Consider the following 26,077-nt stretch of genomic DNA (forward strand, 5'->3'; position numbering starts at 1 on the left):
AGTATACAAAATATAAAAAGGGGTGCTGTTACTAACGGCTGAGATTATACCCTAAGAACCTGGGCAAGTAATGTTGCCAAGGGAAATCTTAGAATTAGATTGAGGTTTCAAAAAATTGAAGCCTTTATTTATTTAATCCTATATAAAACACCCCCTTTTTTATTATTAAAATTAATAATATGAAAAAAAGGGATTTTATTTTTATTAGCATTTTGACAGGCTGCTACGTGAACGCTCAGGTAAAAAAAGATTCAATACAGCTCGAAAATATTGTAGTTACTGCTAAAGCTCCTATAAGTAGAGAACGTATAGGTAAAAAACAACTTGAAAGCAAAAATTTAGGTCAGGACATTCCTTCTTTATTAAAAAACAATTTATCCGTAGTATCTTCTTCAGATGCAGGTAATAGTGTTGGATATACGGGAATGAGAATCAGAGGCAGTGATCAAACCCGCATTAATGTAACTTTAAATGGCGTACCTGTCAATGATGCTGAATCGCAAGGTCCTTTTTGGATTAATATGCCCGATTTAGCTTCTTCAGTTTCAAACCTGACAATACAACGAGGAGTAGGTACTTCAACTGAAGGAACCGGTTCATTTGGTGCCAGCATCAATGTAAAAACTCAATCACCCTCATCTACCGCATATTTCCAGACAGATCAGTCTATAGGTTCTTTCAAAACTCATAAGCATACTTTTGCAGCAGGAACGGGTAATCTATGGAATGACAAAATAAAAATTGACAGTAGAGTATCATTTATTAAATCTGACGGATATGTAGATCGAGCTTTTTCCGATTTATTTTCATATTATACTCATGGTGTTTATGAAAAAAATAACACAAAAATAGGTATCATGCTTTTCGGAGGAAAACAAAAGTCATATCAAGCATGGAATGGGGTCGATAAAATTCAAATGACCGAACGAAGGACTTTTAACAGCAGCGGGGCAATTTATGATGAAAACGGCAATATTAAGCGATATTACAACAACGAAACTGATAATTATAAACAAGAGCATTATCATTTATATTTTGAACAACAATTGAATATTTATTGGAAATTAAGTTCTACCTTATTTGTTACTAAGGGAGAAGGATATTATGAAGAATATAAGCAAAACTCAAAATTAATTAATTACAAAATTACCCCTATAGTTATCGGGAATGAAACGATAACTTCTTCTGACTTGATCAGAAGGCAGTGGTTAGATAATGTTTTTTACGGAACGACTAACCACCTCTCTGCTTCATTCGAAAAATGGAAAATTGAAATAGGTCTTGGGGCAAATATTTATGATGGAGATCATTTTGGTAATGTTATCTGGGCCGAATATTTTTCTAATAGTCAAAAAGATCATGAGTACTATAGAAACAAGGCCAAAAAGAAAGAAATTTCCGGATTTGTAAAATCTATTTATAAAATTACTAAATCTTTGGAATTATTTGGTGATATTCAATATCGAAACATCCATTATAACGGACATGATGCTCCTGGTGGTGAAAGTATTTATAAAAACGGAGGGCCTTTAAGTTTCAGTGAAAATTATAATTTTATAAATCCAAAAATTGGAACTTCTTATGATTTTAATAACGGAAATTTGTATTTAACCTATGGTCTTGCACAAAGAGAACCCAGCAGAAACGATATTTTAAACAATACTCACGTTAAACCAGAACTTTTACATAATATAGAATTAGGAATTAAACAAAATTTAAACTCATTTTCGTATTCAGCGAATTGGTACGGTATGTATTATATAGATCAATTAGTTCTTAGTGGTAAAATTAATGACGTAGGTACATTTATCCGAGAAAATAGTGGTAAAAGTTTTCGAACCGGAATTGAACTTTCTGCAGGATATCAATTATCTCCAGCAATAAGTATGAATGCAAATTCAACCTGGAGCATCAATAAAAATATAAATTTTAAAAAAGAAACCGAAGGAACTATAATTAACCTAGGAAATACGGATATTGCTTTTTCACCCAACTATATTGGGAATTTTATTATTGACTGGAAAGCATTAGAAAACTTTACCATACACTGGGCCAATCAATATGTAAGCAGCCAGTTTCTTACCAATGAAGAGCCTAGAAATGGTAAATTGGAAGGATATTTTACTTCTGATTTTATTTTTGAATATTCTCCTAAATTTTTAAAAGTCAATAATTTCAGTATAAAACTTCTGCTTAATAATATTTTTAATAATTTATACGAAAATAATGGCTATTATTATGATGATACCCCTTATTATTATCCACAAAGTGGTTTTAATTTTCTGACGGGTATTAGCATTAAAATATGATCAAAATTATTTTGTACCGCATCTTTTGTTAAAAATTTTAAATTGATTGATTATGTTAGCTTAAATAGCTAATTTTGCATCAAATAGTCAGTTATGAAAAATATTATATGCTATATACTATTCATGGTATCTATACATCTTTTTTCTCAGGAAAATGATTTAATACAATGGAAATCTATACAACAGGCAGACAGTATTCAACAAAAGGGAGATCAGAGACTTATTCTTGTAGATATTTATACTGAATGGTGCGGTCCGTGTAAACTAATGGATCGTTATACTTTTCATGATCAAAAAGTAGCTGATTACATTAATGAAAATTTCATTCCTGTGAAATTTAATGCTGAATCTAAGGAGAATGTCACATTTAAAGGAAAAAGTTATCAATGGGTATCTAATGGAAGAGGTGGTGGAATTCAGGCTCTAGCATATTTTACTTTAGGAGGAGAAGTAAGCTATCCTTCTATAGCACTAATCAATGCCCGTGGAGAAACTGTATTTGTTATTACCGGATTTTATCAGGCTGATGATTTTCTGGAAACAGTAAAAAATGTAAAAAAAGAAATAATTGATAAAATTTAGTCTTTAAATATTTCTTTAAAATATCCTTGATTTTTCACTTTCCATATCTTTGTATTATTCATATTTTCATTTGAATTATCATGGGCATACTTATAATTTACAACAATTATTTTTTTAAAATGATTATAAAAAACTGCATTTTTAGTAATTAAATTTTCGGTAAGTATTAAATAATCAACCGATTTTTCATTTGCTTTTTTCAAATTAAAATTATCAGATACCATTATCGTTTTAGAGTTCCACTGAATCTTTTTATTTTTTAAATAATTATATATATAAATTTTTTTGATTTTTTCTCCGGTCATATAAGGTTGCAATATAAATGAATTAATTTTTTTCAGATCCTCTTCTTCATTTTTAAATACTACAAGCTGCTCTCCTTCCCTCAAACCTATCAAAGGTAAATAATTGTTAAATACCACAATTTCTTTACGATCAGAAAATTGATAGTGATCGATTAATCGTAATATCTGTAAAAAAGAAAGTATTAGTAATAGGTACAAAAAAAATTTCATTTTTAGATTGATGAATATATACCTTAAGTATAATACGGCACAAAACAATAAAAATAACTCTAATGAACCAATAGATACATTTGAAAGATTACAAGATTCCACAGATGAAACACTATGCGTAAACACTACGAGCACTTCTACTAAAAAATTATAAATATGAGAAAAGTACGATTGAATATACGTAGGAAAATACATAATCAACAATTCTAATATTGAGGAATAAGTAATAATAAAGCTATAAGGAATAATTAGAATGTTTGTAGGTATAGATAGTATCGAAAACTGATGAAAATGATAAATAACAAATGGAAATGTCCCCAGCTGAGCTGATACGGATATTGCTATAGGCTCTATAAAATAGGTGTTTATTTTATTATTTTTAGTCTTACATCTATTTACCAATATAGGAGAAAGCCAAGACATAAAAAATACAGCTATGTAACTCAACTGGAAACCGATGGAGTACAATTCATTAGGATTATATAAAAGAATAATTATAGCTGATAAAGAAAGACTATGGTAGATATTAGCAGATCTCTTACCTAATACAAAGCAATAATATATTGAGATCATTAGGCACGACCTAAAAACAGAAGATGATAATCCAACAAATATTCCAAATAGCCAGACAAACACTAAACAAGATAAAATTCGTAATTTGCTATGCTTTCCTTTAAACAAAAATGACAGCAAACTGTAAATCATTCCAAATATAAAGGCAACATGCATACCCGAAATAGCTATTAAATGCATTACACCAGATTTGGAATAAGCATCAATGTTCTGTTTTTTCATATCCGCCCGGTCTCCAAGTAAAAAAGCTTTTAAGAACTCTTTTGAATCTAAACTCAATGTTGATTCTTCTATTTTTTTCACCATTTGCTGATTAAAATTTTTAATTTTAATCAGGATGGAATTATGAGGCTTATTATCTACTATTTTTTTAACATTGGCTGTTTTTAAAATATAATTACGTTCTAAATATTTTTTATAATCGAACTGATGTGGATTTAAAGAGCCTTGCGGATCTTTTAATTTCGCTGTCAACACATACTCATCCCCCAAAGTCAGTACAGATTTATATAAAGCTTTATCCAATAATAATAGCACTTTACCCTCAGTAACTATTTTTTTATTATTACTTGAAATTGATTGGACCTCTGCTGTATACTTTCTAAATTTTTCAGATGAATTATTTTGTTCTTCAACAATTACAGTAAGGCATTGCAATTCTTTTTCATTTATAAAGTTTACATAATGGTTGTTTGGAACAAATGAATTTATTTTTAATACTAAAACTCCTAATGTAAACCAGCTAAATAAAATTAATAAAGAAAATATGATTTTAAACTTTATCTGTTTCAGTATGAAGAATAAAATAATTAATGTACTAATAAGTAAAAAACAACAGAGCTTATAAGATAAATCCAAATATTTACCTAAAAAAATTCCTACAATTAAAAAAAACAAGAAAAAAGAATATGGATGCTTCCCAATATTTAACATTCTAAATAAAAATTGTTAAAAAAAAATAAAATTTTCTCTTTGTAAAATACCTAATATATTATATCTCTGATTTTAACTCACTTAATTAAACTAAAAATACAAGCTATTGATTAAAAGAATAGATAAAAAAGTAAAAATATCATACTAATTTAGCCTTTTTAAATAAAATAAAACTATATTTTATACTTTTTTTTAGCGACATTAAGATTTTATTAATTTTTTAACTTAATTTGTTAAAATTTAATTAATACTATTATTTTTGCCATACATAAACAAATCAACTTAACTAATATTAAATTATTTTGTATGAACCTTAAAACAAGGGTATTAGGCACAGTTGTACTGGCCGCAATCTTTTCGATTCCCGCTTACTCTCAAAATGTGGAATCAGACTCTTTGAATAATGACAAAATCCTAAACGACATCGTAATCGTTGGAAGAGGAGTGATAGACGTTGCAAAAGACAGAGAAACCCCTGTTGCTGTATCTATCATAAAAAAACAAGAAATTAAAGACAAATCAGGAAATCAGGAATTTCCTGCAATTATGAAAAACACTCCTTCTGTCTTTGTTGGAAGTGAATCTGGAGGATATGGTGAATCTAGTATGACCGTACGTGGATTTGACCAGTCCAACACCGCATTTTTAATTAACGGACAACCGGTAAACGGAATGGAAGACGGTAAAATTTACTGGTCTAATTGGTCAGGGTTAACCGATATTGCAAATACCGTACAAATACAAAGAGGTCTGGGTTCTTCTAAACTAGCTATTTCATCTGTAGGTGGAACCGTAAACATTGTAACCAATGCAACTGAAAAAAAAGCAGGTTCAAGCGCTCGTTTTCTTGCCGGTAATGACGGTTACTGGAAAGCTACTTATGAATACAATAGCGGACTTCAGGGAAAATGGGGAGTTTCATTCTTAACCTCCACATGGAGAGGAGACGGTTATAACCGTGGCACCAAAGGTGAAGGTCAAATTTACTTCTTTTCTATCGGGTACAAACCTAATCAAAATCATAATATTAACTTTATGATTTATGGTGCTCCTCAAAAACATGATCAAAATTATTTTACTACAATAAAAGATTACAAAAAATACGGATATAAATATAATGTAAATGAGGGTTGGCTAGACGGACAACAACTTTCCGAAAGAACTAACTATTACCACAAGCCTGTAGCCAACTTAAACTGGGACTGGCAAATAAGTGAAAAAAGCAGCTTGTCTACCGTTTTATACGCTTCCTGGGGAAGAGGTGGTGGTACCGGAGGATTCGGAAGTACTAAAAGTATATTAGATTACAGAAATAGCACAACAGGACAAATCAACTGGGATGCGGTAGTTGATTACAATCAATCAAATAACATTGATGGGATTGGATCAAGTAAATCGAACTACATACTTAGAACATCTGTAAACAACCATCAATGGTATGGATTAGTATCTAATTTCAATCATAAAATTTCCAAAAATTTACAATTTAATGTAGGGGTAGACGGAAGAACTTATACGGGTACACACTTTAGAAAAGCCTACAATTTTCTAGGTCTTGAGGGTATTGATGACAAAACGCCTAATGTTAATAATGGGGGAAGCAATATAATAACCAAATCTTACAGTATAAACCCTTGGAGCGCATTATTTCAAAATGTAAGCAAAGGCCAAAGAATCGGTTATGATTACGATGAAACTATTCAATATATTGGTGGGTTTGGACAATTAGAGTATTCTAATAATTTCATATCAGCTTTTATCCAAGGTTCTGTATCTGAACAATCTCATTCCAGAAAAGACCGTTTTAATTATGTTCCAGGAGATCAAAAATCAAGAACAGTAAGTAATACCGGTTACAATGTAAAAGGAGGGATAAACTTTAAAATTAATAAACACCATAATATTTTTGGAAACGGTGGATACTACTCCAGACAACCATTTCAAGATAATTTATTTTTAAATTATAAAAATGATGTAAATCCACTTGCAAAAAATGAAGAAATAGTTGGTGTGGAAGTTGGATACCAAATACGCTATTCATTTATAGATATTAACATTAATGCATATAGAACTGCCTGGAATAACAGAGTAGAAACAATTTCTAATCAAACTGCAAATACTATAGAAAACAGAACAGGTATTGATGAATTGCACCAGGGAATTGAAGTTGACTTTACAGCTAAACCTTTTAGACAATTAAATTTTAAAGGACATTTATCCATAGGTAAATGGGAATATAGCGGTAATGCCCACTCTACAACTTACGATGCAGACAATTTATCAACTATTATCGCTGAAAAAGATATACTACTTGATGGTGTTAAGACACCTAACGCTCCTCAATTCAGTTACGGAGTCGGAGTAATCTATAAACCATTTAAAGGCTTTTCTTTCGATGCAGACCTGAACCGTTATGAAAAATTATATTCTGATTTTGATGTTGCTTATATTAAAGCTAATGAAAAAATTGAATTGATAGAATTACCTAAATATTTTACGTTGGATTTAGGTGCTAGTTACAGCATTTATTTTAACTCAAGTAATCTAAGATTCAGAGTAAACGTTAACAATGCATTAAATGATGTATTTATGACCTACTCTAAGGATAATCTACAAGCGGTTAGTGGAGTCGACACCTTTAAAGGTATCAACGTAAACAACCGGGTTTATTTTGGCAACGGAAGAACCTGGAACGCAGGTATTACTTATAATTTCTAAAACATTTAAAAATTATATATAGAAAAGCACTCTTTTTAAGAGTGCTTTTTTTGTATAATAGATATTAAAATTTCAATTGTCAAGAAAACCGATTATACTTAATCGGTTTTTATTTATATCTTTACGCAATAAAAATAATCCAAATGGATATAATAAAAGAAAAAATAATATCCAAAGCTTTAGATTTATTTACACAAATCGGAGTAAAAGTAGTAACTATGGATATGATAAGTAGCGAGCTGGGAATGTCCAAAAAAACTTTGTATGAGCATTTTTCAAGTAAAGAAGAACTTATTAAAATGACCTTTTCAGAGTGCCTCTCAGGTTCTATGAGTGATATGGAATGCAAAATAAAAAATTATCAGAACATAATTCATCAAATATTACTAATCCTGGAAAATCTGAGCGAAATGTTTCTGATAAAAAAAGATCAAATAACTTTTCAACTTGAAAAATTCTACCCCGAAATATTTCACGAAATCCTTACTGCGCAACAAACCTTCATTAAAAACTTATTGAAAAACAATATAAGTCTGGGGATTGATGAGGGAGTATACCGAGCAAAAATAAACAAGAAAATAACTGCCGACTATATTTACCTAACTATTCAGCTTATCATGGATAAAACAAAAACTGATGACACTAGCTCTGTTCAAAATCAGGTTAACCTAAATTATTCGGATCTTTTAATCCGTTCAATTGCTACTAAAAAAGGGGTTAAAGAACTGGAGAAATTAGTCAAAATAAACTAGGATGGACTAACCAAGGTAAGCTCTAACTGAAATAAATGGGTAACTGCAATTAAATGCTCAAAAAGCAAGGCTTGGGTATCCTCATACATTTTCCAGTCAGAAGTTGAGGAAAAACAATACACCTCTACCGGTTGACCGTATATTGTAGGTTCTAACTGTCGTACCATAATAGTATCCTTTTTTGATATTCTGGGATTATTTTCAAGATACAACTGAGTATAATAACGAAATACTCCAATATTAGTAATATAATCATTATCCTCAGCAAGAATAGGATACACAAAATCTGTACTATTCTGATCTTTAATCTCTTTCTCTTTCTTTTGCAGATAAGAACTGAGCAACTCAATCTTAGTTAAATTATTTAATATAGACTCGTCCAACAATTTAAAAGACTTAAAGTTAAAAGTTAGAGATCTTTTTATCCTTCGAGTATTTGAAGAACGCATAATTTCGTAATTTTTAACTTCTGTAGCTATTAAATCATAAGTCGGTATCGTTGAAACAGTCTTATCAGAATTTTGAATTTTAGTAGTTACCAAATTAATATCTTTCACATTACCATCCAGTCCGTACTTTGGAACCGAAATCCAGTCACCAACCTTTATCTGCTTAGAATTAGCAATGTTTAATCCAGCCACAAAACCAAGAATAGGATCTTTAAAAATAAGTAGAATTACAGCCATAATAGCACCCAAAAAGGCAAATATCTTAGCACTTGAAAGATTAAAAAGAATTGAAACAACTATAAAACAGGTAAACAAAATAATCAGCAATTTAAACAGTTCCGAAAAAGTCTTTAATGCTACTGTCCTATAACTTTGGTCTTTACTTTTTATCTCAGTGTATACATCTATTACATGAATAAAAAATTTGGAAAGAAATATTAATAGTAAAATACTAAAAATTAAATCTAAAATATGAAAGCTTTGCGGATGATGATAAAATATGAGCGGAACCAGACAATAACAGATTCCTAACGGAAGTAAATGAAAAAAACTAGTAAAAACATCTTTTTTGATAAACGTGTTGATCCATATATTTTTAGTTTTGGGAACCCACTTACGGATTAAGCGGATTAAAATTTTTCTTTGAAACAGATCCAGAATAATGAATATACTCAGTAATAAAAGTGCTTTTACAAAAATTTGAAAAAAAAGCACAGTACCATCTGGAAAATTATCAGCAATAAAATAATGTAGCTGATCTATGATAGTATTCTGATTTTCTAACTTTAAATTAACTGCATCATTCATACTTTTTATAATTATATATTATTGATTCTAAATTCACAAATTATACCAATTAGTCAGCCTTCAGTCTTCCCCATTATAACTATCTGTTTATGATATGTGCTGTGTTAACTAGTATCAAACTAAAACTATATTTGCCTTTAGTTATATTATAATTTTATTACTATTTCTTAAAGTTATCTATATCAAAAATAATTTAAACTTTATAAATTAAAATTTCAATTAATTGTGATTTCTTTACGCTTGGGTCAATATACTGCACGCTTTCTACCCGTTTTCATATTATTTGTTCCTTAAGTTTTTTATAAGTAAAAAATTATCCTTAATTTACAAGAACCAATTTAAACAAATTTATGAAGCTATATCCTATTGAAACCGGTAATTTTAAATTAGATGGGGGAGCCATGTTCGGTGTGGTACCGAAATCTCTATGGCAAAAAACTAATCCTGCCGACTCTAACAATCTTATTGATTTAACAATGAGATGCTTATTGGTGGAAAACGGAAAAAAATTAATCTTAATCGATACTGGTCTGGGAAATAAGCAATCTGACAAATTTTTCGGTTATTACCATTTATGGGGAGAGGAAACTCTTGAAAAATCTTTAGCTCGATATGGTTTTACCACAGATGATATTACGGATGTTTTTCTGACTCACCTGCATTTTGACCATTGCGGAGGAGCTGTAAAATGGAATAAAAAGAAAACCAAGTATGAGTTAACCTTTAAAAATGCAACTTACTGGAGTAATCAGAATCATTGGGAATGGGCTATAAATCCTAACCCGAGAGAAAAGGCTTCATTTTTAAAAGAAAACATTCTTCCAATTCAGGAAAGTGAACAACTTAAATTTATTGATATACCTAAGGATAATTATCTTAAAGATTCTCCTCTTGGTTTTGATATTCTATTTGTAGATGGCCATACTGATAAACAAATGCTTCCGGTTATATCATTTGAGGGAAAAACGATGATTTATGCAGCAGATCTTCTTCCTACTACCGGACATATTCCCTTGCCATATGTAATGGGATATGATACACGACCATTACAAACTTTAAATGAAAAAGAAAAAATCCTGCGTCTTGCGGAACAACAGGATTATCTTTTCTTTTTTGAACATGATGTTAGTCATGAACTATGTACTTTACAAAAAACAGATAAAGGAATCAGACTTAAAGAAACTTTTAATTTCTTAGATATTTTCGGCCGATGATTTCCTTACATATTTTTGTCAATTTAACTCTTTATTGGTCATTAGCAGCCTGAATAGCTGTTATAACTACTGTGTTGTAAATATCTTCAATTTTAGCGCCACGGCTTAAGTCATTAATAGGTTTTTTTAACCCTTGAAGAACTGGTCCTAAGGCTAAACCACCGGATTCTCTCTGTACGGCTTTATACGTATTATTGCCCGTATTTAAATCAGGGAAAATAAGCACATTTGCCTGACCTGCAACTTGTGAACCCGGCATTTTACTACTTCCAACACTAGGAACCACAGCTGCATCGTATTGAATAGGTCCTTCAACAAGTAAATCAGGGCGTGATTCTTTAACCAGTTCCGTTGCTTTTCTTACTTTATCTACCTCTTCTCCTGAACCTGAATTTCCTGAAGAATAAGACAACATAGCTATTTTTGGTTCTATCCCAAAAGCTTTAGCTGTCTGGGCAGAAGAAATTGCAATATCTGCAAGTTGCTCGGAAGTAGGATTAGGAACGACAGCGCAATCTCCATACACTAAAACTCTATCCTGCAAAAGCATAAAGAATACAGAAGAAACCGTTTTTATTCCCGGTTTTGTTTTAACAAACTGCAAAGCCGGACGTATGGTGTGAGCTGTTGTATTTTGAGCTCCTGAAACCATTCCATCAGCATCTCCCTTATAAACCATCATCGTACCGAAATATGAAGCATCCAATATTAAATCTTTTGCCTGAGCAAGCTCCATACCTTTATCTTTTCTTAGCTCAAAAAGTGTTTGGGCATAATCATCCATTTTATCACTTTCCGTATTATCCAACAACGAAATATAATTTTCATTCCACGGCAATCCTAATTGATTTGCTCTTTGTTTTATTTCTTCCGGTTTTCCTAATATGGTTACTTTTACTATTTCGTCTTCAGCCAGCATTGAAGCTGCCTTTAATATCCTATCATCGCTTCCTTCAGGAAGAACTACATGCTTTTGCGCTAACTTAGCAGTTCTTAATAAATTATATTGGAACATTCGGGGAGTAATCCCTCCTATTTTAAAAGAAGATATTTTATCATCCAGTTCGGGTATATTTACATATTCTTCAAATAGATCAATATTCTTTTTAATTTTATTAATAGCTTCCGGATAAATTGAAGATTTTATATTTGCAGCGGTAGTTGCTGTCTCAAAAGTTCCAGAATCAACCAACATAATCGGCAGATTTACATTAGAACCTTCAATCAATTTGACAATAGTAGCTTCAGGCGACATTCCGGCTGTCAATATCAATCCGGAAACACGTGGAAAATTAGATAAGTTAGATAACAATACACCAGCAATTAAATCTGACCTGTCTCCAGGAATCACTGCTACACAATCCTCCTCAACATAATTCATAAAATTGGTCAGTTGCATACCTCCGATAATAAATTTCTTTATCGGTCTGTCAAGATTATCTTTTCCAAATAAAATTTCGGCACCCAAGGCATCCGCAACTTCTTTCAACGTAGGAAAGCTTAAAGATTTATCCTGTGGAATAACTGAAAACAAAATAGAGTCGTCAGTAATTCTTTTTCTGAATTTGGTTGTTATCTCATCAATAGGTTTAGTTGATTTATTTACAATAACTGCAATAACTTTATTATCTCTTTTCAAGAAATTATCAACTTCAAGACTTATATTTTTAGATAAATCATGAGTGGTTTTAAAAGAATCTTTAACTACTAAAACTACCGGTATATTTAAAGATTTAGCTATTACAATATTTAAATCGTAATCAAGTGAGTTGCTTTCGGACGACAAATCTGTTCCATCTATTAAAACAAAATCGTATTTATCTTCCAGTGCTTTATATTTTTGTATAATAACATCATAAAGTTCGTTTAATCTACCGTTATTCTGATGATCTATAACTTCACTTTTAGTAAAAGCATATGCATCTTCATAGTTCTCTTCCAGATTAAAATAAGAAATCATAGTTTCGATATGATTGTCTTTCATACCTTCTTCAATATCGTCAATAATCGGTCGGAAATAGGCTATGTTAGGAGTTCTTCTCATAACCATCTGCACAATTCCCAGGCTAATCAATGATTTTCCACTGTTAGGACTGGTCGTTGCTACATATACTGATCTATTCATCTACATTTAAAATTTAGGTTGACACAAACTTACAAAATCGTAATAAATAAGTGAAATAAATTAATGTTTCTTATGCTTTTTAACTTTTATTTTTTAAACTAATTTTTATAAAATAAAATATAATACATTAAAAATCAACCACTAAACCATCATATGCCAAAAATACATTGGGTGGTAGATATTTCTGAACCTCATCATGAAATCCTAAATTGTAGCTGATATGTGTTAAAAATGCTATTCCCGGATTAATTTTCTCAACAATTTCCAAGGCTTGCTCCAAAGAAAAGTGAGAATGATGAGGTTCCTGACGCAATGCATTAATAACAAGAATACCCGTTTTGCTTACACTTTCTATTACATTTATTGAAACATGAGAAGCATCGGTTATATAAGTTAACTCTCCTATTTTATATCCCAAAATTGGCAATTCTCCGTGTAAAATTTGTATCGGGTAAATAATATTATCTTTAATTTTAAATGCTCCGTCAATTTCAATTGTATCAAAGCCGGGAGCTCCGGGATATTTTATAGTTGCAAAAGCATATGAATAACGGGTTCGAATTTCATTCAAAACACGTGGCAATGCATAAATAGGTATGTCTTCTCCCTTTATAAAATTTATAGGTCTCAAATCATCCAGTCCGCCCACATGATCGTTATGTTCATGAGTAAGCAATACTGCATCCACATTAGATTTATTCTCTCTGAGCATTTGCATTCTAAAATCGGGCCCACAATCTAATAAAAGATCCAAACCACAATATTCAACCAAAGCAGAAGTACGCAATCTTTTGTCTTTAGGATTACTTGACAGGCATACCGGATGCGTTGAACCAATCACCGGTACACCTTGCGAAGTCCCTGTGCCCAAGAAGGTTATCTTAGATTTTCTTAATTCCATAATTTTTGTAAATTTACGAACAAAAGTTTAAAATTTATGCTTACTTCCAGACAAGTATTAACTCCAAGACAAAAAGCTCTTCAAATAAATTTAAATAAGAATATCTATGGTACTTTTTCTGAAATAGGAGCAGGACAAGAGACCGTTCGATACTTTTTTAGAGCCGGAGCTGCTTCCAAAACCATAGCAAAAGCCATATCTGCATATGATAAAGATTTCAGCGATTCCATATATGGAAAAGAAGTAGACAACCGATATGTTTCACAGACTCGGTTATTGCGAATGCTGGATCATGAAATTAAACTTATTGAAAACCGAATCAATCGCCAAAGTGCACCAGGCAGAAAATTTTTCTCTTATGCTAATACAGTTACCACTATAAATTTTAATAAAACATCTAAAGGACATGGCTGGGTGGGCATAAGATTCCAATTAGACGAACTGGAAGATTACAATGAGATTATTTTACATGTACGTTTTCACGAAAATGATGCTAAATTACAACAGGAAACTCTGGGAGTTTTAGGAGTAAACCTTATCTATGGGGCTTTTTATTATGCTGAGGATCCTAAAACCATTATTGAATCTTTATACGACGAAATTAACACAGATCAAATTGAAGTTGATATGATTAATTTCAGCGGTCCCAGATATGCATATGTTGACAACCGGCTTATGAGCTTGCAATTGGTTAAGAACGGGATGACAGATGCAATAGTATTTGAACCTAACGGAAAAAATGTTCTCCCTGCTGATGAATTATATAGAAAAAATATATTTGCCCTTAGAGGTAGTTTCCGGCCTGTAACCAACGTCAATATTGATATGTGTAATCAGGGATTAAAAATGTTTATGAACGAAGAGAATGTGACTTCTGAAAATTTAAAAGTCTTATTTGAAATAACCATAACTAATTTAAGAGCCGCAGGAGAAATTAATGAACGTGATTTTCTGGACCGTGCCGATGTGTTGGGAAAATTGGGATACACGGTTTTGGTTTCCAACTTTTCCGAATATTATAGACTTGTAGATTATTTTAGCCGTTTTACTACTGAAAAAATAGGAATTACTATGGGGGTTAACAATTTGCTTGACATATTTGAAGAAGGGTATTACAGTAATCTCGGAGGAGGTATAATGGAAGCTTTTGGTAAACTTTTCAAGCAACAAATGAAAATTTATTTATATCCTTATATAGATATTAATTCTGAAGAGCTTTTAACTTCAGAAAATTTAAGAGTTAATGACAACTTAAAAGATCTGTATAAATATTTTAAGAAAAATGAAAGAATTGTTGACATTAAAGAATATGACGAAGCCCATTTAAGAATCTATGGTAAAAAGATTTTAGCACAGATAGCAATGGGAATTACGGGATGGGAAGATAAGGTACCTAAAGAGGTTGCTAATATGATTAAAGAGCGAGGTATGTTTGGATTCTCTAAAGGATATGCTCTTCCGCCACAATAAAGTGTTTTAAAAATTTTTATAAAAATTAAAAAGTTCTAAAAAATGATCATATACTCGGAAAGTTTTCATGTTGAACATACCATTGAGAAGGATTGGATTCAATGGTTCAAAGAAGTGTATATTCCCAAAATATACCAAACTCAAAAATTTAAAAAATCAGTATTTACCAAAGTTATTTCTCATCCCGAGGAAACCGGAAATACATATTCTATTCAACTTTATGCTGACACTAAAGAGAAACTAAATGAATACTACAAAGAAGATTCTCAGGAAGTACATCAATTAATATTTTCCCGATTTGGAAATCAGATACTTTCTTTTAAAACAGAACTTGAAGTAATTGAAGTTTTTGATTTTTAAAAAAAGCAGCCAAATTGCAATCGGGCTGCTTTTTTGTCAATTTAATATGATAAGTCTGAAACAAATTTCCGACTTAAATCTAATGTCTTATCAATTTCCTGTTTTTTGATACTATCTGATATAAACCATGTTTCATATCCTGAAGGCGGAAGATAAATTCCATGCTTTAGTAAAAAATGAAAATACTTGTTAAATAAAGAATGGTCGGCTCTACTTGCTTCTTCAAAATTAGATACTTTATCTATTCCAAAAAACACAGTCATCATGGATGTACACTGTGTAATACATGTTTGTATACCCGCAGTTTTAAAAATGGTATTTAATTCTTCCGCTAATTTTTCTGTAGATTTTGTAATTCTTTCAAAAATTCCGGAATCTTCTTTCAATAAAGATAAAGTGGTATATCCTGCTCTCATTGCAATAGGATTCCCCGATAAAGTACCTGCCTGATACACAGAACCGACGGGTGATAAATGGTCCATTATATCAGTTCTTGCGGCAAAAGCTCCAACAGGCATTCCTCCTCCAATAACCTTTCCGTAAGTAACAATATCAGCTTTTATATTGAATAATTCCTGGACTCCTCCCATCCGGGCTCTGAAACCAGTCATTACTTCATCAAAAATCAACAATGCATCATAATCATCACATAGTTTTCTTAATTTCAAAAGAAAGTCATTTTCAGGTGGCACGCATCCCATATTACCAGCAATAGGTTCAATTATTACAGCTGCAATCTGATCTTCATTGCTTTCAAATAGTAATTTTACTGATTCAATATCATTGTATACGGCTAATAAGGTATCCTGTGCTGTACCTGGCGTTACGCCCGGACTGTTGGGATTACCAAACGTGGCTGCTCCACTTCCGGCTTTGATTAAAAAAGCATCTGAATGGCCATGATAACAGCCTTCAAATTTTATAATTTTATTTCTGGATGTAAAACCCCGTGCCAGTCTTATTGCGGACATACACGCTTCCGTTCCGGAATTTACCATTCTCACTTTATCTATTCCGGGAACTGAATCCACAATTAATTTCGCTATTTCTGTTTCCAGTTCTGTTGGAGTACCAAATGAAAAACCGCTTTCCAATTGTTTGGTTACAGCTTCTAAAACCTTCGGATGATTATGTCCTAAAATCATAGGCCCCCAGGAATTGATATAGTCGATATAGGTTTTGCCATCCACATCTGTCAAATAAGCTCCTTTTGCTGATCTCATAAATACAGGAACTCCTCCTACTGACTTAAATGCACGAACGGGAGAATTCACTCCTCCCGGTATATATTTTTTAGCTTCTTCAAATAGTTTACTACTTCTCTGATATAACATTGAATGTACTTTTTAACTTTTTTTACCTTTTAATAAAATTATATCTCCAATTTTAGGTTCCTGTCCGGGCATCATTAAGTTCTTTTTATATAATTCATATAATGAAACTCCGTTATTTTGGGAAATATTGTACATATTATCCCCTTCTCTGGTTACATATTCTTTTATAGTACCAGAACTTTTTTTAGGCTCTAAAAATATTTTTTGATTAATTTTTAATTCTATTTTAGATGTTAAGTCATTATATCTACGCAATTTATCTATAGATATGCTGTAAGCTTTCGCTATACTTTCCAAGGTATCTCCTTCCCTTATAACAATAAATTTTAAGTTACCATTGGGATGAAATCTGATTCGAAGACTGGGAAATTCAAAATTATCTTTCGGTTTATTTATACTTTTTCTTACTGCTGCCTGAGGTTTCTCAGGGTTATATGAAGCTAAAACTGCTGTAGGTTCAGATTTTTTAACTGATTCAGACTTTAGTTTTGCAAATTGTATTTCAGGTTTATTTTCCTGTGGAAGTTTAAAACTGTCCGGATATAATTGAGCTAATTTGTCATATACATCCATAGACGTTATAGAATCAAATTCATTTAATCGGTATCTTTCAATTAAGCCGATAAGTGTATATGCATATTTCGGATTAGTGGCATACCCTGCTTTTTTTAAACCATGTGCCCATGCTTTGTAATCTTTAGAGTCTAATAAAAATAAATTCTTATAATAAGGCCTTTCTGCAAGAAAGCGTGAGTGATCTCTGTAAGATTCTTCAGCGGATGTATACTTTCTAAAACATTCACCTTTTAAATCATCATCATGATACATCCTTTCGCCTACCCATTCCGCTTTACATTTAATTCCAAAATGATTGTTAGCAAACTGTGCTAAATCACTTTGTCCATTACCTGTTTCCAATATTCCCTGAGCTAAAGTAATACTGGCTGGTATTTTATACAATTCCATTTCCTGTACAGCCATTTTTGCAAAGCTTTGGATATACAGTTCATCTTTTTTAATTTGTTCCTGAGCTATAATGTAACTACCTGAAAGAACTAATATTACAAATAATAGTATTTTTTTCATGTAATAATAATATTTTTATTTTTTTGAGACAGTAACTTATTCATCTCGCGTATTCCCTGCAATCCACCAGTATGAACAGCTAAAATTTTTTTATCAGAGCTTATTTCTCCCTTTCTTAACATTTCTTTGAGTCCAAACATCATTTTACCAGTGTATACAGGATCGAGAGGGATATGATTGAGAAGGTAAAAATTATTGATAAAATCAATCAAATCCGGGGTCACTTTAGCATATCCACCAAAATGATAATCCAAATTTACAGTAAAATTTTGTTTGTCAGTTAGTTTTATGATATCTTTAACTAAAAAGCCTGCATTTTTAAGAACCGGGAAACCCATAATTTGTTGATGATTTTGTGCTCCGACTGATAGTCCGGATAATGTGCCCCCGGTTCCCATAGCCGTAGTTATAATATCAAACTTATGGGTTTCTTCGTTTAAGATCTCTGCTGCTCCTTGTACTGCTAATGAATTAGTTCCTCCTTCAGGAACAAGATAATGATTTTTTATATTTTTTAAAATTCCCTGCGTAACTACTGATTTGTCCTTCAACCTGTATTCACTTCTGGAAATAAAGTAAAAGTCCATCCCTAAACTGCTGGCTTCTGCTAAAGTCTGATTATTTTGCCATTTATCTGCCAACTCTTCCCCTCGGATTATTCCTACAGATTTAAAACCATTTTCATTGGCGGCGGCGGCAGTAGCAACAATATGATTAGACATGGCTCCACCAAAAGTAACCAGTGTTTCACATTGCATTTCTTTTGCTCTTACCAGATTGTATTTCATTTTCCAGAATTTATTCCCTGATATAATAGGATGTACCAAATCTTCTCTTTTAATAAAAAGCTGATTTTCTACATGTAAATCCGGAAATTGAAACGGTTGTATAGGTAATTGATACAATTTTTGAAATTATATTAAATAATATTTTATTATGTAAAAGAATTATACTGTATGTATTTTGTTTAAATCTTTTAGTAAAGATTCTTTAACATTTTGTTCCATAGCCCCTGTATATATAAATTCTTTTTTTTCTTCACTAGAGTCATTAAGAATATAATTAATTATAATTTTTTTACCCTCTTGATGCCAGGAAGTTATTTCATTATACAATATATATCTTGATGCAGCAAAAATCCCTTTTTTTAACTTTATGTAATCACTTCCTATTTCAACTACAGCTGAATTATATCTAATTATTTGTATAACTATATTTAAAATACAAATTGATACGACAATTGTTGCGTTATTTAATAAAAAAATACTCGTAAATAATAAAATAGTAAAGGTTATTATTGAAAATAATAAAAATTTTCTTGCGTAATAATGTTTTTCTTCTGTGATTTGATTATTTTCCATAATGATCTATGATTCTTGACTTAAATTTCTGGATATTTTTCTGCGTTCTTCTAAATCAGTTAATTTTTTTTTATCTAATAGTTTTCTAGCTCCTATTATTGCAATAAACCCTATAGGAATATATATAAAACTTCCTATTATAACCATTATTGCACCTGCCTTTCTTTTTTTTGGCAGAATCATAGCTCCGATCACAGAAAGAATCCAAAATAATGATATTACAACAATAAAGGTATAAGCTAAAATCGTACTGTCTTCTATTATCTGAAAACAAAAACTTAATAACGGGATCAAATTGGCAATAATCCCAACAATGATAATTTTCATATTTATTTTTTGTTAGTTTATGATTTACTTTACACCATGCATGAGTTTTTTCATTAGTGGACTTAGAGAAATTACAATGACTCCTGCTATAATTGGTATAATGGTAAAAATAAGAAAAAAATTGGTCATACTTGATTTTTCTGCCATATCTTCTATCATACCTCCCAATGAAGCAGCTAACTTATTACCGATTGCAATGGCCAGGTACCACATACCAAACATAAAGGCTATCATTCTTCCCGGAACCAGTTTACTTACGTAAGATAAGCCTACCGGAGAGATACATAACTCACCTAAAGTATGAAATAAATAGGCCAGAATCAACCATATCATACTTACTCGTACTACACCTGCCGTAGCTCCTTGTGGAATTGACTGAGAACCAAAAGCTAAAACTCCGAAACCTATTGCCATAATGATTAATCCAAGACCAAATTTTACTGCGGCACTCGGATTATATTTACTATCCCACCACTTAGTGAATAAAGATGCAAATGCAATGATGAAGAAAGAATTTAAAATACTGAACCATGAAGTGGTAATTTCTACTTTACTGTCTCTGAATTCAGAAATCTTAGCTTCAATTAGTCCGGATTGTTTTTTCGCTAATTTGTATTCAAGACGTACTTTTTCTTCCTGCTCTTTAGTTAATGGTATTAAGGTCCCTATTTCTTCATGAACAATCAGTTTATCACCTATATTATGAGCTTTAGAGGAACCTATAGTAGTTTTAAATTTCTCTGTTTTATCTGTGGGCTTAAGTTCATAAGATTCTGTAACCGGAACATATTCAAAAACTAAATTTCCTTGTTTATCAACTTCTTGTTTTTGTGTTTTTTTATCTAATTTGGGTATTCTAACGGTTGTATATTCAATTTCATAGGCATGCGAATTAATATCGTTGTTGAGCATCCAGATTACAATTCCCCAAATGATTAAAAAACTTGATCCTAAGACAATATTAGAAGATAAAATTTTATGATGAGTCCTTTTAAACAAAAGGAAAAGTACCCATGACACAATTGCTAAAGGAACAACGGTAAGCAACGTATTTATAATTATATATATAGTTGCTGCTTGCCCTTCAACTACTCTTCCTGTGAAATCTCTGGCAAAAAGCACTAATGAGGTAGCTCCCTGTTCAAATGAAAGGAAAAAGAAAATAGTAAACAGAGCAAATATGATGACAACTATCATTCTGTCTCTAACCACTTTTTCGTAACGGGAAATTCTTGAAATAACTACTATCAGTAAAAGTATCAGACCTATGATTGATAACACTAACGGGCCTTCTAATATGTCTTTACTTATAATAAATTCTTCCGGTAGTATATGTATATTACCAATTTTAGATAATGGATCATTAATTGCATAAGCTAATCCAATTATGGAAACAATTATAATTAATATTTTATCTAAAATAGTGAATGGGTTTTTCTTTTCTACACTTACATCTTCTCTTACATTTAAAGGCTTGATTTCTTCATTTCTTGATGGAATCCCTCCAATATTCCCAAATAAAGGTTTAGCTAACCAGAATTGTATAGTTCCTAAAAGCATAAATATTCCTGCCAGTCCAAATCCCCAGCTCCATCCAATCTTTTCGGCCAGATATCCGCAAAGCATCATTCCGAAAAAAGCTCCTGCATTTACACCCATATAGAATATGGTATATGCTCCATCTTTTTTTTCCGGTAAGTCTTTATACATTTCAGAAATGATTGAAGTCATGTTAGGCTTAAAAAAACCGGTTCCTACTACTAATAAAATTAATCCTAAATAAAGTGAAAATTCTGTTTCCACAGCCATAGATACATGTCCCAAAGTCATGATAATTGCTCCTATTACTACGGCCCAGCGATAACCAACAATTCGATCTGCTACAATTCCACCGACTATAGGAGTTAGATACAAAAGCATTGCATAAGTACCAAATAAAGCTCCGGCATTAGTAGATGTCCATTCCCAACCAGGGTTGGAACCTATAACTGCCATTGTAAGAAAATTGATAAGTAAAACGCGCATCCCGTAAAAAGAGAAACGTTCCCACATTTCTGTGAAAAATAATACAAATAATCCTGCAGGATGACCTAAAACCTTGGTGTCAAAAAAATTAGTGGTTGCTTTCTCTTTCATATTATTCTTTATTTTCTACTCATTATTTTACTTAGCAATGGAGATATTATTAATAAAATAATACCCGCACTCACTGCAACATAAGCTATACTTTGATAACCATTAGTATATTGAATAAGCTTATCCATATTAGTGGGGTTTTGAATTGAACTATCTACTTTTGAAAGTAAAGAACCAATTAAACCTGCTCCATATTGACCATAAGCACTAGCTAAAAACCAAGTCCCCATCATCATTCCATGTAAACGTATTGGAGTTAATTTAGTAATCATAGATAAGCCAATAGGAGACAAACATAATTCACCTATAGTAATGACTAAATAAGCTGAAACAAATGTCCACAAAGGAGCAAATCCATCAAATGTTGCAAAAAAACGACTTATATAAAATACAAAAAAACCTAATCCTAAAAATATGAAACCTAATCCAAACTTAATTATTGTATTGGGTTCTATTTTATTTTTACTTAATCCAATCCATAAAGCACCTAAAATCGGAGCAAATATTATAACCCAAAGAGAATTTATTGAATTATTAACCTGAGTCATGTTCAATCCATGACCGTCAATATTTCCTACAGCAAAGAAATTAAGAGAGCCCCCACCTTGCTCAAAAAATGAAAAAAATAATACAGAAAATAATATCAAGATTATAGCAACAAACATTTTTCCAAATTCATCTTTTGAAACTTTGAATAATGTAATCGTTAAATATATAAGAATTAATATAGCGATTACAATCATAAAAATATCACTAAACTGTATATAATTGGGAACCGTTCCTCCTGATGTAATAACTTTTTCTCCTAGAAGCCATGTCATATTAACGTCAAAAGGATAATAAATCATTAATAAAAAAAATGGAATAAATAAAAGGGTTGATAAATGATACAACCAGTTTATACTTATTCCAAATTTTAATTGTTTTAATTTTTTTGGGTTAGGAGCTAAACCTATAGGTCCTAATTTTTTTTGCGTAAAATGGAATAAAATAAGCCCAAAAAGCATACATACTCCCGACAAGGCAAACCCTAATGACCAGCTAATAGCAGTTCCTATATACCCAATGGTTAAACCGCTAAGTAAGGCTCCAACATTAATAGCCATATAAAAAACTGAAAAACCTGCATCTCTCCTTGAATCATCTTGTTTATATAACGCACCTACCATAGTGGATATATTAGGTTTAAAAAAACCATTACCCACAATAAGGATACTCACTCCTAAATAAAATGCAAAAGCTCCGGGTATAGCCATAGTAAATGTCCCAATAGCCATAAGAATTCCTCCCCAAAAAACAGATTTTCTAAAACCAAATAACTTATCAGCAAATATCCCTCCAACAAATGCCATTGCATATATAAAAGCTTGAATTAAGCCATATTGCTTATTAGATTTACTTTCTGCTTCATCCTTAAATTTTTGTTGAGTTGTTTCTAAATAAAATTTTGGATTATTTTCATTAAGCTCCTGTCCAAATTTATTATGAAATTCAATTTTTTTCTTTTCTATATCTGCTTGTGATAAAGGCTTATAGTCTGCAGATAATGCTAAATGAGCTATATAAAGAGCTAATAAAGCTCTCATTCCATAGAATGTAAATCGCTCCCACATTTCCGCAAGTGCTAAGTACCATAATTGTTTAGGATACCTACCTTTAAAATTTTGAATTTCTTCTAAGGTTATTGATTTTTTTTCTATCGTTTTATCCATGAGTAGTTTTATAAGTGAATACTGTAATACATTAGTTTACTTTTTAAATTTGTTATAATTAGATGACTAACTAACTTTCAAAAGTAATCAAAAATCATAAATATAATTTCATTTGATAATAAAAAAAATATGTATTTACTACATCAAACACTTATAAAGGTGTAGTTTATGTCTATTACAAATAGATTTATATACAAATCACACCTATTTACCTACACTACTTTTAAGATAAAAATAGTATACAATTTTAGAAATTTTAGATCTTTAATTTTAACATTTTAGTAATCAATGATTATTTAAGTATCTTGATGAATACCAGCTCAATAAAAAGACATATTAAAATAATTTAGTTTAAAAAAGTCCTAAAATTTTCCACCATATTGTACCTATAAATAACCATATAAACAGAATTACCAAACTCATAATAAATCCTATTTTCCACCATTTTGCTAATGGAACATAGCCACAACCAAATAAGATAGGTGCCGGTCCACTGGAATAATGAGTAATAGACATATTTAGATTACTAAAAAATGCAAATAAAAGAATTGCTAGCAAAGGTGGAGCTCCTGCAGCAATGGATATAGAAACGAATATGACATACATTGCACTGATATGAGCTATTGCACTTGCCATAAGATAATGTATATAATAGTAAACCAAGAGTAGAATAAGCAGCATTGGCATCCAATTTAAGTTTTCTACAGATTTAGCAACATAATTCCCAAACCATGGAATAAATCCTAGTTTATTAAGCTGGGCAGCTAAAGTCATTAAAATTGAAAACCAGATGATGGTATGCCAGGCCTCCTTTTCACTGATTACATCATTCCAGTCCAATGCTTTTGTTAATAACAAAATACATAGACCAACAAAAGCGGTAAATGTTGCATCTATATTTAAAAATGAGCCTAATATCCAAAAAACTATTAAGTAAGCAAACACAGCTAAAACAATCCATTCTTTAGTAGTCATCTTACCCATTTCTTTAAGCTTAGTTTTTGCGATTGCTTTCATTTCAGGGGTATTTTTGAGTTCCGGAGGATATATTTTATATATGATGTAAGGTATTACCGTTAACGATATTAATCCAGGAACTATAGCAGCTAAAGCCCAATCTGTCCAAGATATAGAATATCCCATATCTTTAACAAGTTTAACAATCATAGGATTTCCTGCCATAGATGTTAAAAACATTGCGCAGGTAATTGCATTACACTGAAATATACACTGTACTAAAAATGCACCGATTTTTCTTTGAGTTCCTTTTTCGGGAGTAGAATCGTACACATCAGAAATTGATAAAAATAAAGGAGTAATAATCCCCCCACAGCGTGCTGAAGTCGAAGGCATTGCAGGTGCAAAAATAAAATCGGTCATGACCAATCCATAAGATAATCCCAGTGAACTATTTCCAAGTTTACTTATAAACAGATACCCTACTCTTCTACCAAAGCCTGTTTTAATAAATCCTCTTGATATAAAAAATGCACAAGCAATCATCCAGATAGTTTTATCACTAAATCCTGCTAAAGCTCCTTTCATAGGAACCAAATCTAAAGCTACTACTACGGTCATACTAAATATAGCCATCGCTCCCAAAGGAAATGGAGATAGTATCAATCCCAATACCGTAGCTATAAAAACTGCCATTAGATGCCACGCTTTTTCGTTCACACCTTCAGGTGCTGGAATAAACCAAAGCACAACTCCTATAAAGATAACTAATAAAAACTTTAATATATTTGTGTTCATAATATAATTTTATAAATGATAATATCAATGTTATTATCTAATAACACGGAGATTTAATAATAAAAAATGATTTTAAGTTTAGCAGTTTAAACATATATATGGAGCTTATAGCATATACCATTTGTGCAACTAAATAGCAGACATATAATTAATTTATAATTCAGAAGTAAAATTGATAGAAAGTCATTTAACTTATACTAAAACATTTTTAAATCCGAAATAAAATTATTATAAAAAACTCATTTTTTCAAAATATAATAACCATTTATTATTTAATTCTGCTGCGAAGTTAATACATTCAATAAAATTTCGCAATGAGACATATATCATACTTTTTTACTACTAAATATAATGTATAAGTATCCAAGATAATTAGAAAAAATTAAGTACTATGAATTTGTAGTAATTGAAAAGATTTAAAAATTTAATCTAATTTCAATATTCTATGCTAAATATATATTATGACTATGTTATTAATTTCTTATCGGTTTATTACTTATTTTTTAAAGGCTTAAATAAATAAAAGCTGAACTTAAAGAGAGAATATAAAAAAAATTGAATCATTCAAAAACCATCAGAGCGATAGAGCTAGGTATAGAATTGGTTATAGATATAACTATAATGGTTTTTATTGAGTAGTAGAAATAGAATTAAAAAA

General features: G+C 31.0%; 19 protein-coding genes and 1 riboswitch. Of the genes, 7 read left to right on the forward strand and 12 right to left on the reverse strand.

The annotated features are described in order from the left end of the window. Window positions 1–8 precede the first annotated feature (8 nt). A riboswitch (TPP riboswitch) is annotated at window positions 9–102 on the forward strand. Between the two features lie 77 nt (window positions 103–179). Next, window positions 180–2,309: a TonB-dependent receptor gene (locus tag EQ921_RS12195; protein ID WP_128331850.1), complete on the forward strand. Its 2,130-nt coding sequence runs from the start codon at window positions 180–182 to the stop codon at window positions 2,307–2,309. A gap of 93 nt (window positions 2,310–2,402) precedes the next feature. Beyond that, window positions 2,403–2,891: a DUF255 domain-containing protein gene (locus EQ921_RS12200; protein WP_128331851.1), complete on the forward strand. Its 489-nt coding sequence runs from the start codon at window positions 2,403–2,405 to the stop codon at window positions 2,889–2,891. Here the strand turns inward: EQ921_RS12200 and EQ921_RS12205 are convergent. After that, window positions 2,888–4,912 carry a ComEC/Rec2 family competence protein gene (locus EQ921_RS12205; protein WP_128331852.1) on the reverse strand — a complete coding sequence of 675 codons (2,025 nt, stop codon included), beginning with the start codon at window positions 4,910–4,912 and terminating at the stop codon, window positions 2,888–2,890. The genes EQ921_RS12200 and EQ921_RS12205 overlap by 4 nt on opposite strands. 306 nt (window positions 4,913–5,218) lie before the next feature. Between EQ921_RS12205 and EQ921_RS12210 the strand changes: the two genes are divergently transcribed. After that, complete coding sequence (locus EQ921_RS12210; protein ID WP_128331853.1) at window positions 5,219–7,630, forward strand: TonB-dependent receptor; 2,412 nt, start codon at window positions 5,219–5,221, stop codon at window positions 7,628–7,630. 143 nt (window positions 7,631–7,773) lie between these two features. Next, entirely contained in the window at window positions 7,774–8,382 is a 609-nt protein-coding gene (locus tag EQ921_RS12215; RefSeq protein WP_128331854.1) for a TetR/AcrR family transcriptional regulator, read from the forward strand. Here EQ921_RS12215 and EQ921_RS12220 read toward each other — a convergent pair. Next, the gene (locus EQ921_RS12220) at window positions 8,379–9,638 is read right to left on the reverse strand and encodes a mechanosensitive ion channel family protein (protein ID WP_128331855.1); all 1,260 of its coding nucleotides are present in this window, start codon (window positions 9,636–9,638) and stop codon (window positions 8,379–8,381) included. The two genes, EQ921_RS12215 and EQ921_RS12220, sit on opposite strands and share 4 nt — an antisense overlap. A gap of 350 nt (window positions 9,639–9,988) precedes the next feature. On the opposite strand from EQ921_RS12220, the gene EQ921_RS12225 reads away from it, so the two are divergent. Further along, complete coding sequence (locus EQ921_RS12225) at window positions 9,989–10,852, forward strand: MBL fold metallo-hydrolase (protein ID WP_128331856.1); 864 nt, start codon at window positions 9,989–9,991, stop codon at window positions 10,850–10,852. A 31-nt stretch (window positions 10,853–10,883) separates the two neighbouring features. Here EQ921_RS12225 and pta read toward each other — a convergent pair whose 3' ends face one another. Then, window positions 10,884–12,977, reverse strand: a complete 2,094-nt coding sequence (gene pta, locus EQ921_RS12230; protein ID WP_128149890.1) for a phosphate acetyltransferase — start codon at window positions 12,975–12,977, stop codon at window positions 10,884–10,886. 127 nt (window positions 12,978–13,104) lie between these two features. Next, window positions 13,105–13,878 carry an MBL fold metallo-hydrolase gene (locus tag EQ921_RS12235; protein ID WP_185144516.1) on the reverse strand — a complete coding sequence of 258 codons (774 nt, stop codon included), beginning with the start codon at window positions 13,876–13,878 and terminating at the stop codon, window positions 13,105–13,107. A 36-nt stretch (window positions 13,879–13,914) separates the two neighbouring features. On the opposite strand from EQ921_RS12235, the gene EQ921_RS12240 reads away from it, so the two are divergent. Together EQ921_RS12240 and EQ921_RS12245 are read left to right on the forward strand one after the other, a co-directional pair. Next, window positions 13,915–15,348, forward strand: coding sequence for a TonB-dependent receptor (locus tag EQ921_RS12240; protein ID WP_128149894.1), 1,434 nt, complete (start codon window positions 13,915–13,917; stop codon window positions 15,346–15,348). Window positions 15,349–15,390: 42 nt separating this feature from the next. After that, a complete protein-coding gene (locus EQ921_RS12245; RefSeq protein WP_128149896.1) occupies window positions 15,391–15,708 on the forward strand; it encodes a DUF4286 family protein in 318 nt (105 codons plus the stop codon). Window positions 15,709–15,749: 41 nt separating this feature from the next. Here the strand turns inward: EQ921_RS12245 and hemL are convergent, their stop codons facing one another. From hemL to EQ921_RS12285, 8 genes are all read right to left on the reverse strand, one after another. Next, window positions 15,750–17,042 carry a glutamate-1-semialdehyde 2,1-aminomutase gene (gene hemL, locus EQ921_RS12250; RefSeq protein WP_128331858.1) on the reverse strand — a complete coding sequence of 431 codons (1,293 nt, stop codon included), beginning with the start codon at window positions 17,040–17,042 and terminating at the stop codon, window positions 15,750–15,752. Window positions 17,043–17,054: 12 nt separating this feature from the next. Further along, window positions 17,055–18,128, reverse strand: a complete 1,074-nt coding sequence (locus tag EQ921_RS12255; protein ID WP_128331859.1) for a glucosaminidase domain-containing protein — start codon at window positions 18,126–18,128, stop codon at window positions 17,055–17,057. Further along, window positions 18,125–19,033 (reverse strand): 1-aminocyclopropane-1-carboxylate deaminase/D-cysteine desulfhydrase, encoded by a 909-nt coding sequence (locus EQ921_RS12260; protein WP_128149903.1) that lies wholly within the window; start codon window positions 19,031–19,033, stop codon window positions 18,125–18,127. The genes EQ921_RS12255 and EQ921_RS12260 overlap by 4 nt, the downstream gene beginning before the upstream one ends. 42 nt (window positions 19,034–19,075) lie before the next feature. Then, window positions 19,076–19,489 carry a hypothetical protein gene (locus EQ921_RS12265; protein ID WP_128331860.1) on the reverse strand — a complete coding sequence of 138 codons (414 nt, stop codon included), beginning with the start codon at window positions 19,487–19,489 and terminating at the stop codon, window positions 19,076–19,078. Window positions 19,490–19,495: 6 nt separating this feature from the next. Then, complete coding sequence (locus tag EQ921_RS12270; protein WP_128331861.1) at window positions 19,496–19,816, reverse strand: hypothetical protein; 321 nt, start codon at window positions 19,814–19,816, stop codon at window positions 19,496–19,498. Between the two features lie 24 nt (window positions 19,817–19,840). Beyond that, complete coding sequence (locus tag EQ921_RS12275; RefSeq protein ID WP_128331862.1) at window positions 19,841–21,952, reverse strand: peptide MFS transporter; 2,112 nt, start codon at window positions 21,950–21,952, stop codon at window positions 19,841–19,843. Window positions 21,953–21,960: 8 nt separating this feature from the next. Then, window positions 21,961–23,664, reverse strand: coding sequence for a peptide MFS transporter (locus EQ921_RS12280; RefSeq protein WP_128331863.1), 1,704 nt, complete (start codon window positions 23,662–23,664; stop codon window positions 21,961–21,963). A 351-nt stretch (window positions 23,665–24,015) separates the two neighbouring features. Next, window positions 24,016–25,419 carry an anion permease gene (locus tag EQ921_RS12285; RefSeq protein WP_128331864.1) on the reverse strand — a complete coding sequence of 468 codons (1,404 nt, stop codon included), beginning with the start codon at window positions 25,417–25,419 and terminating at the stop codon, window positions 24,016–24,018. Between the last annotated feature and the right edge of the window lie 658 nt (window positions 25,420–26,077).

Source organism: Apibacter sp. HY039 (genome assembly GCF_004023655.1).
In the GTDB taxonomy this organism is placed as follows: Bacteria; Bacteroidota; Bacteroidia; order Flavobacteriales; family Weeksellaceae; genus Apibacter; species Apibacter raozihei.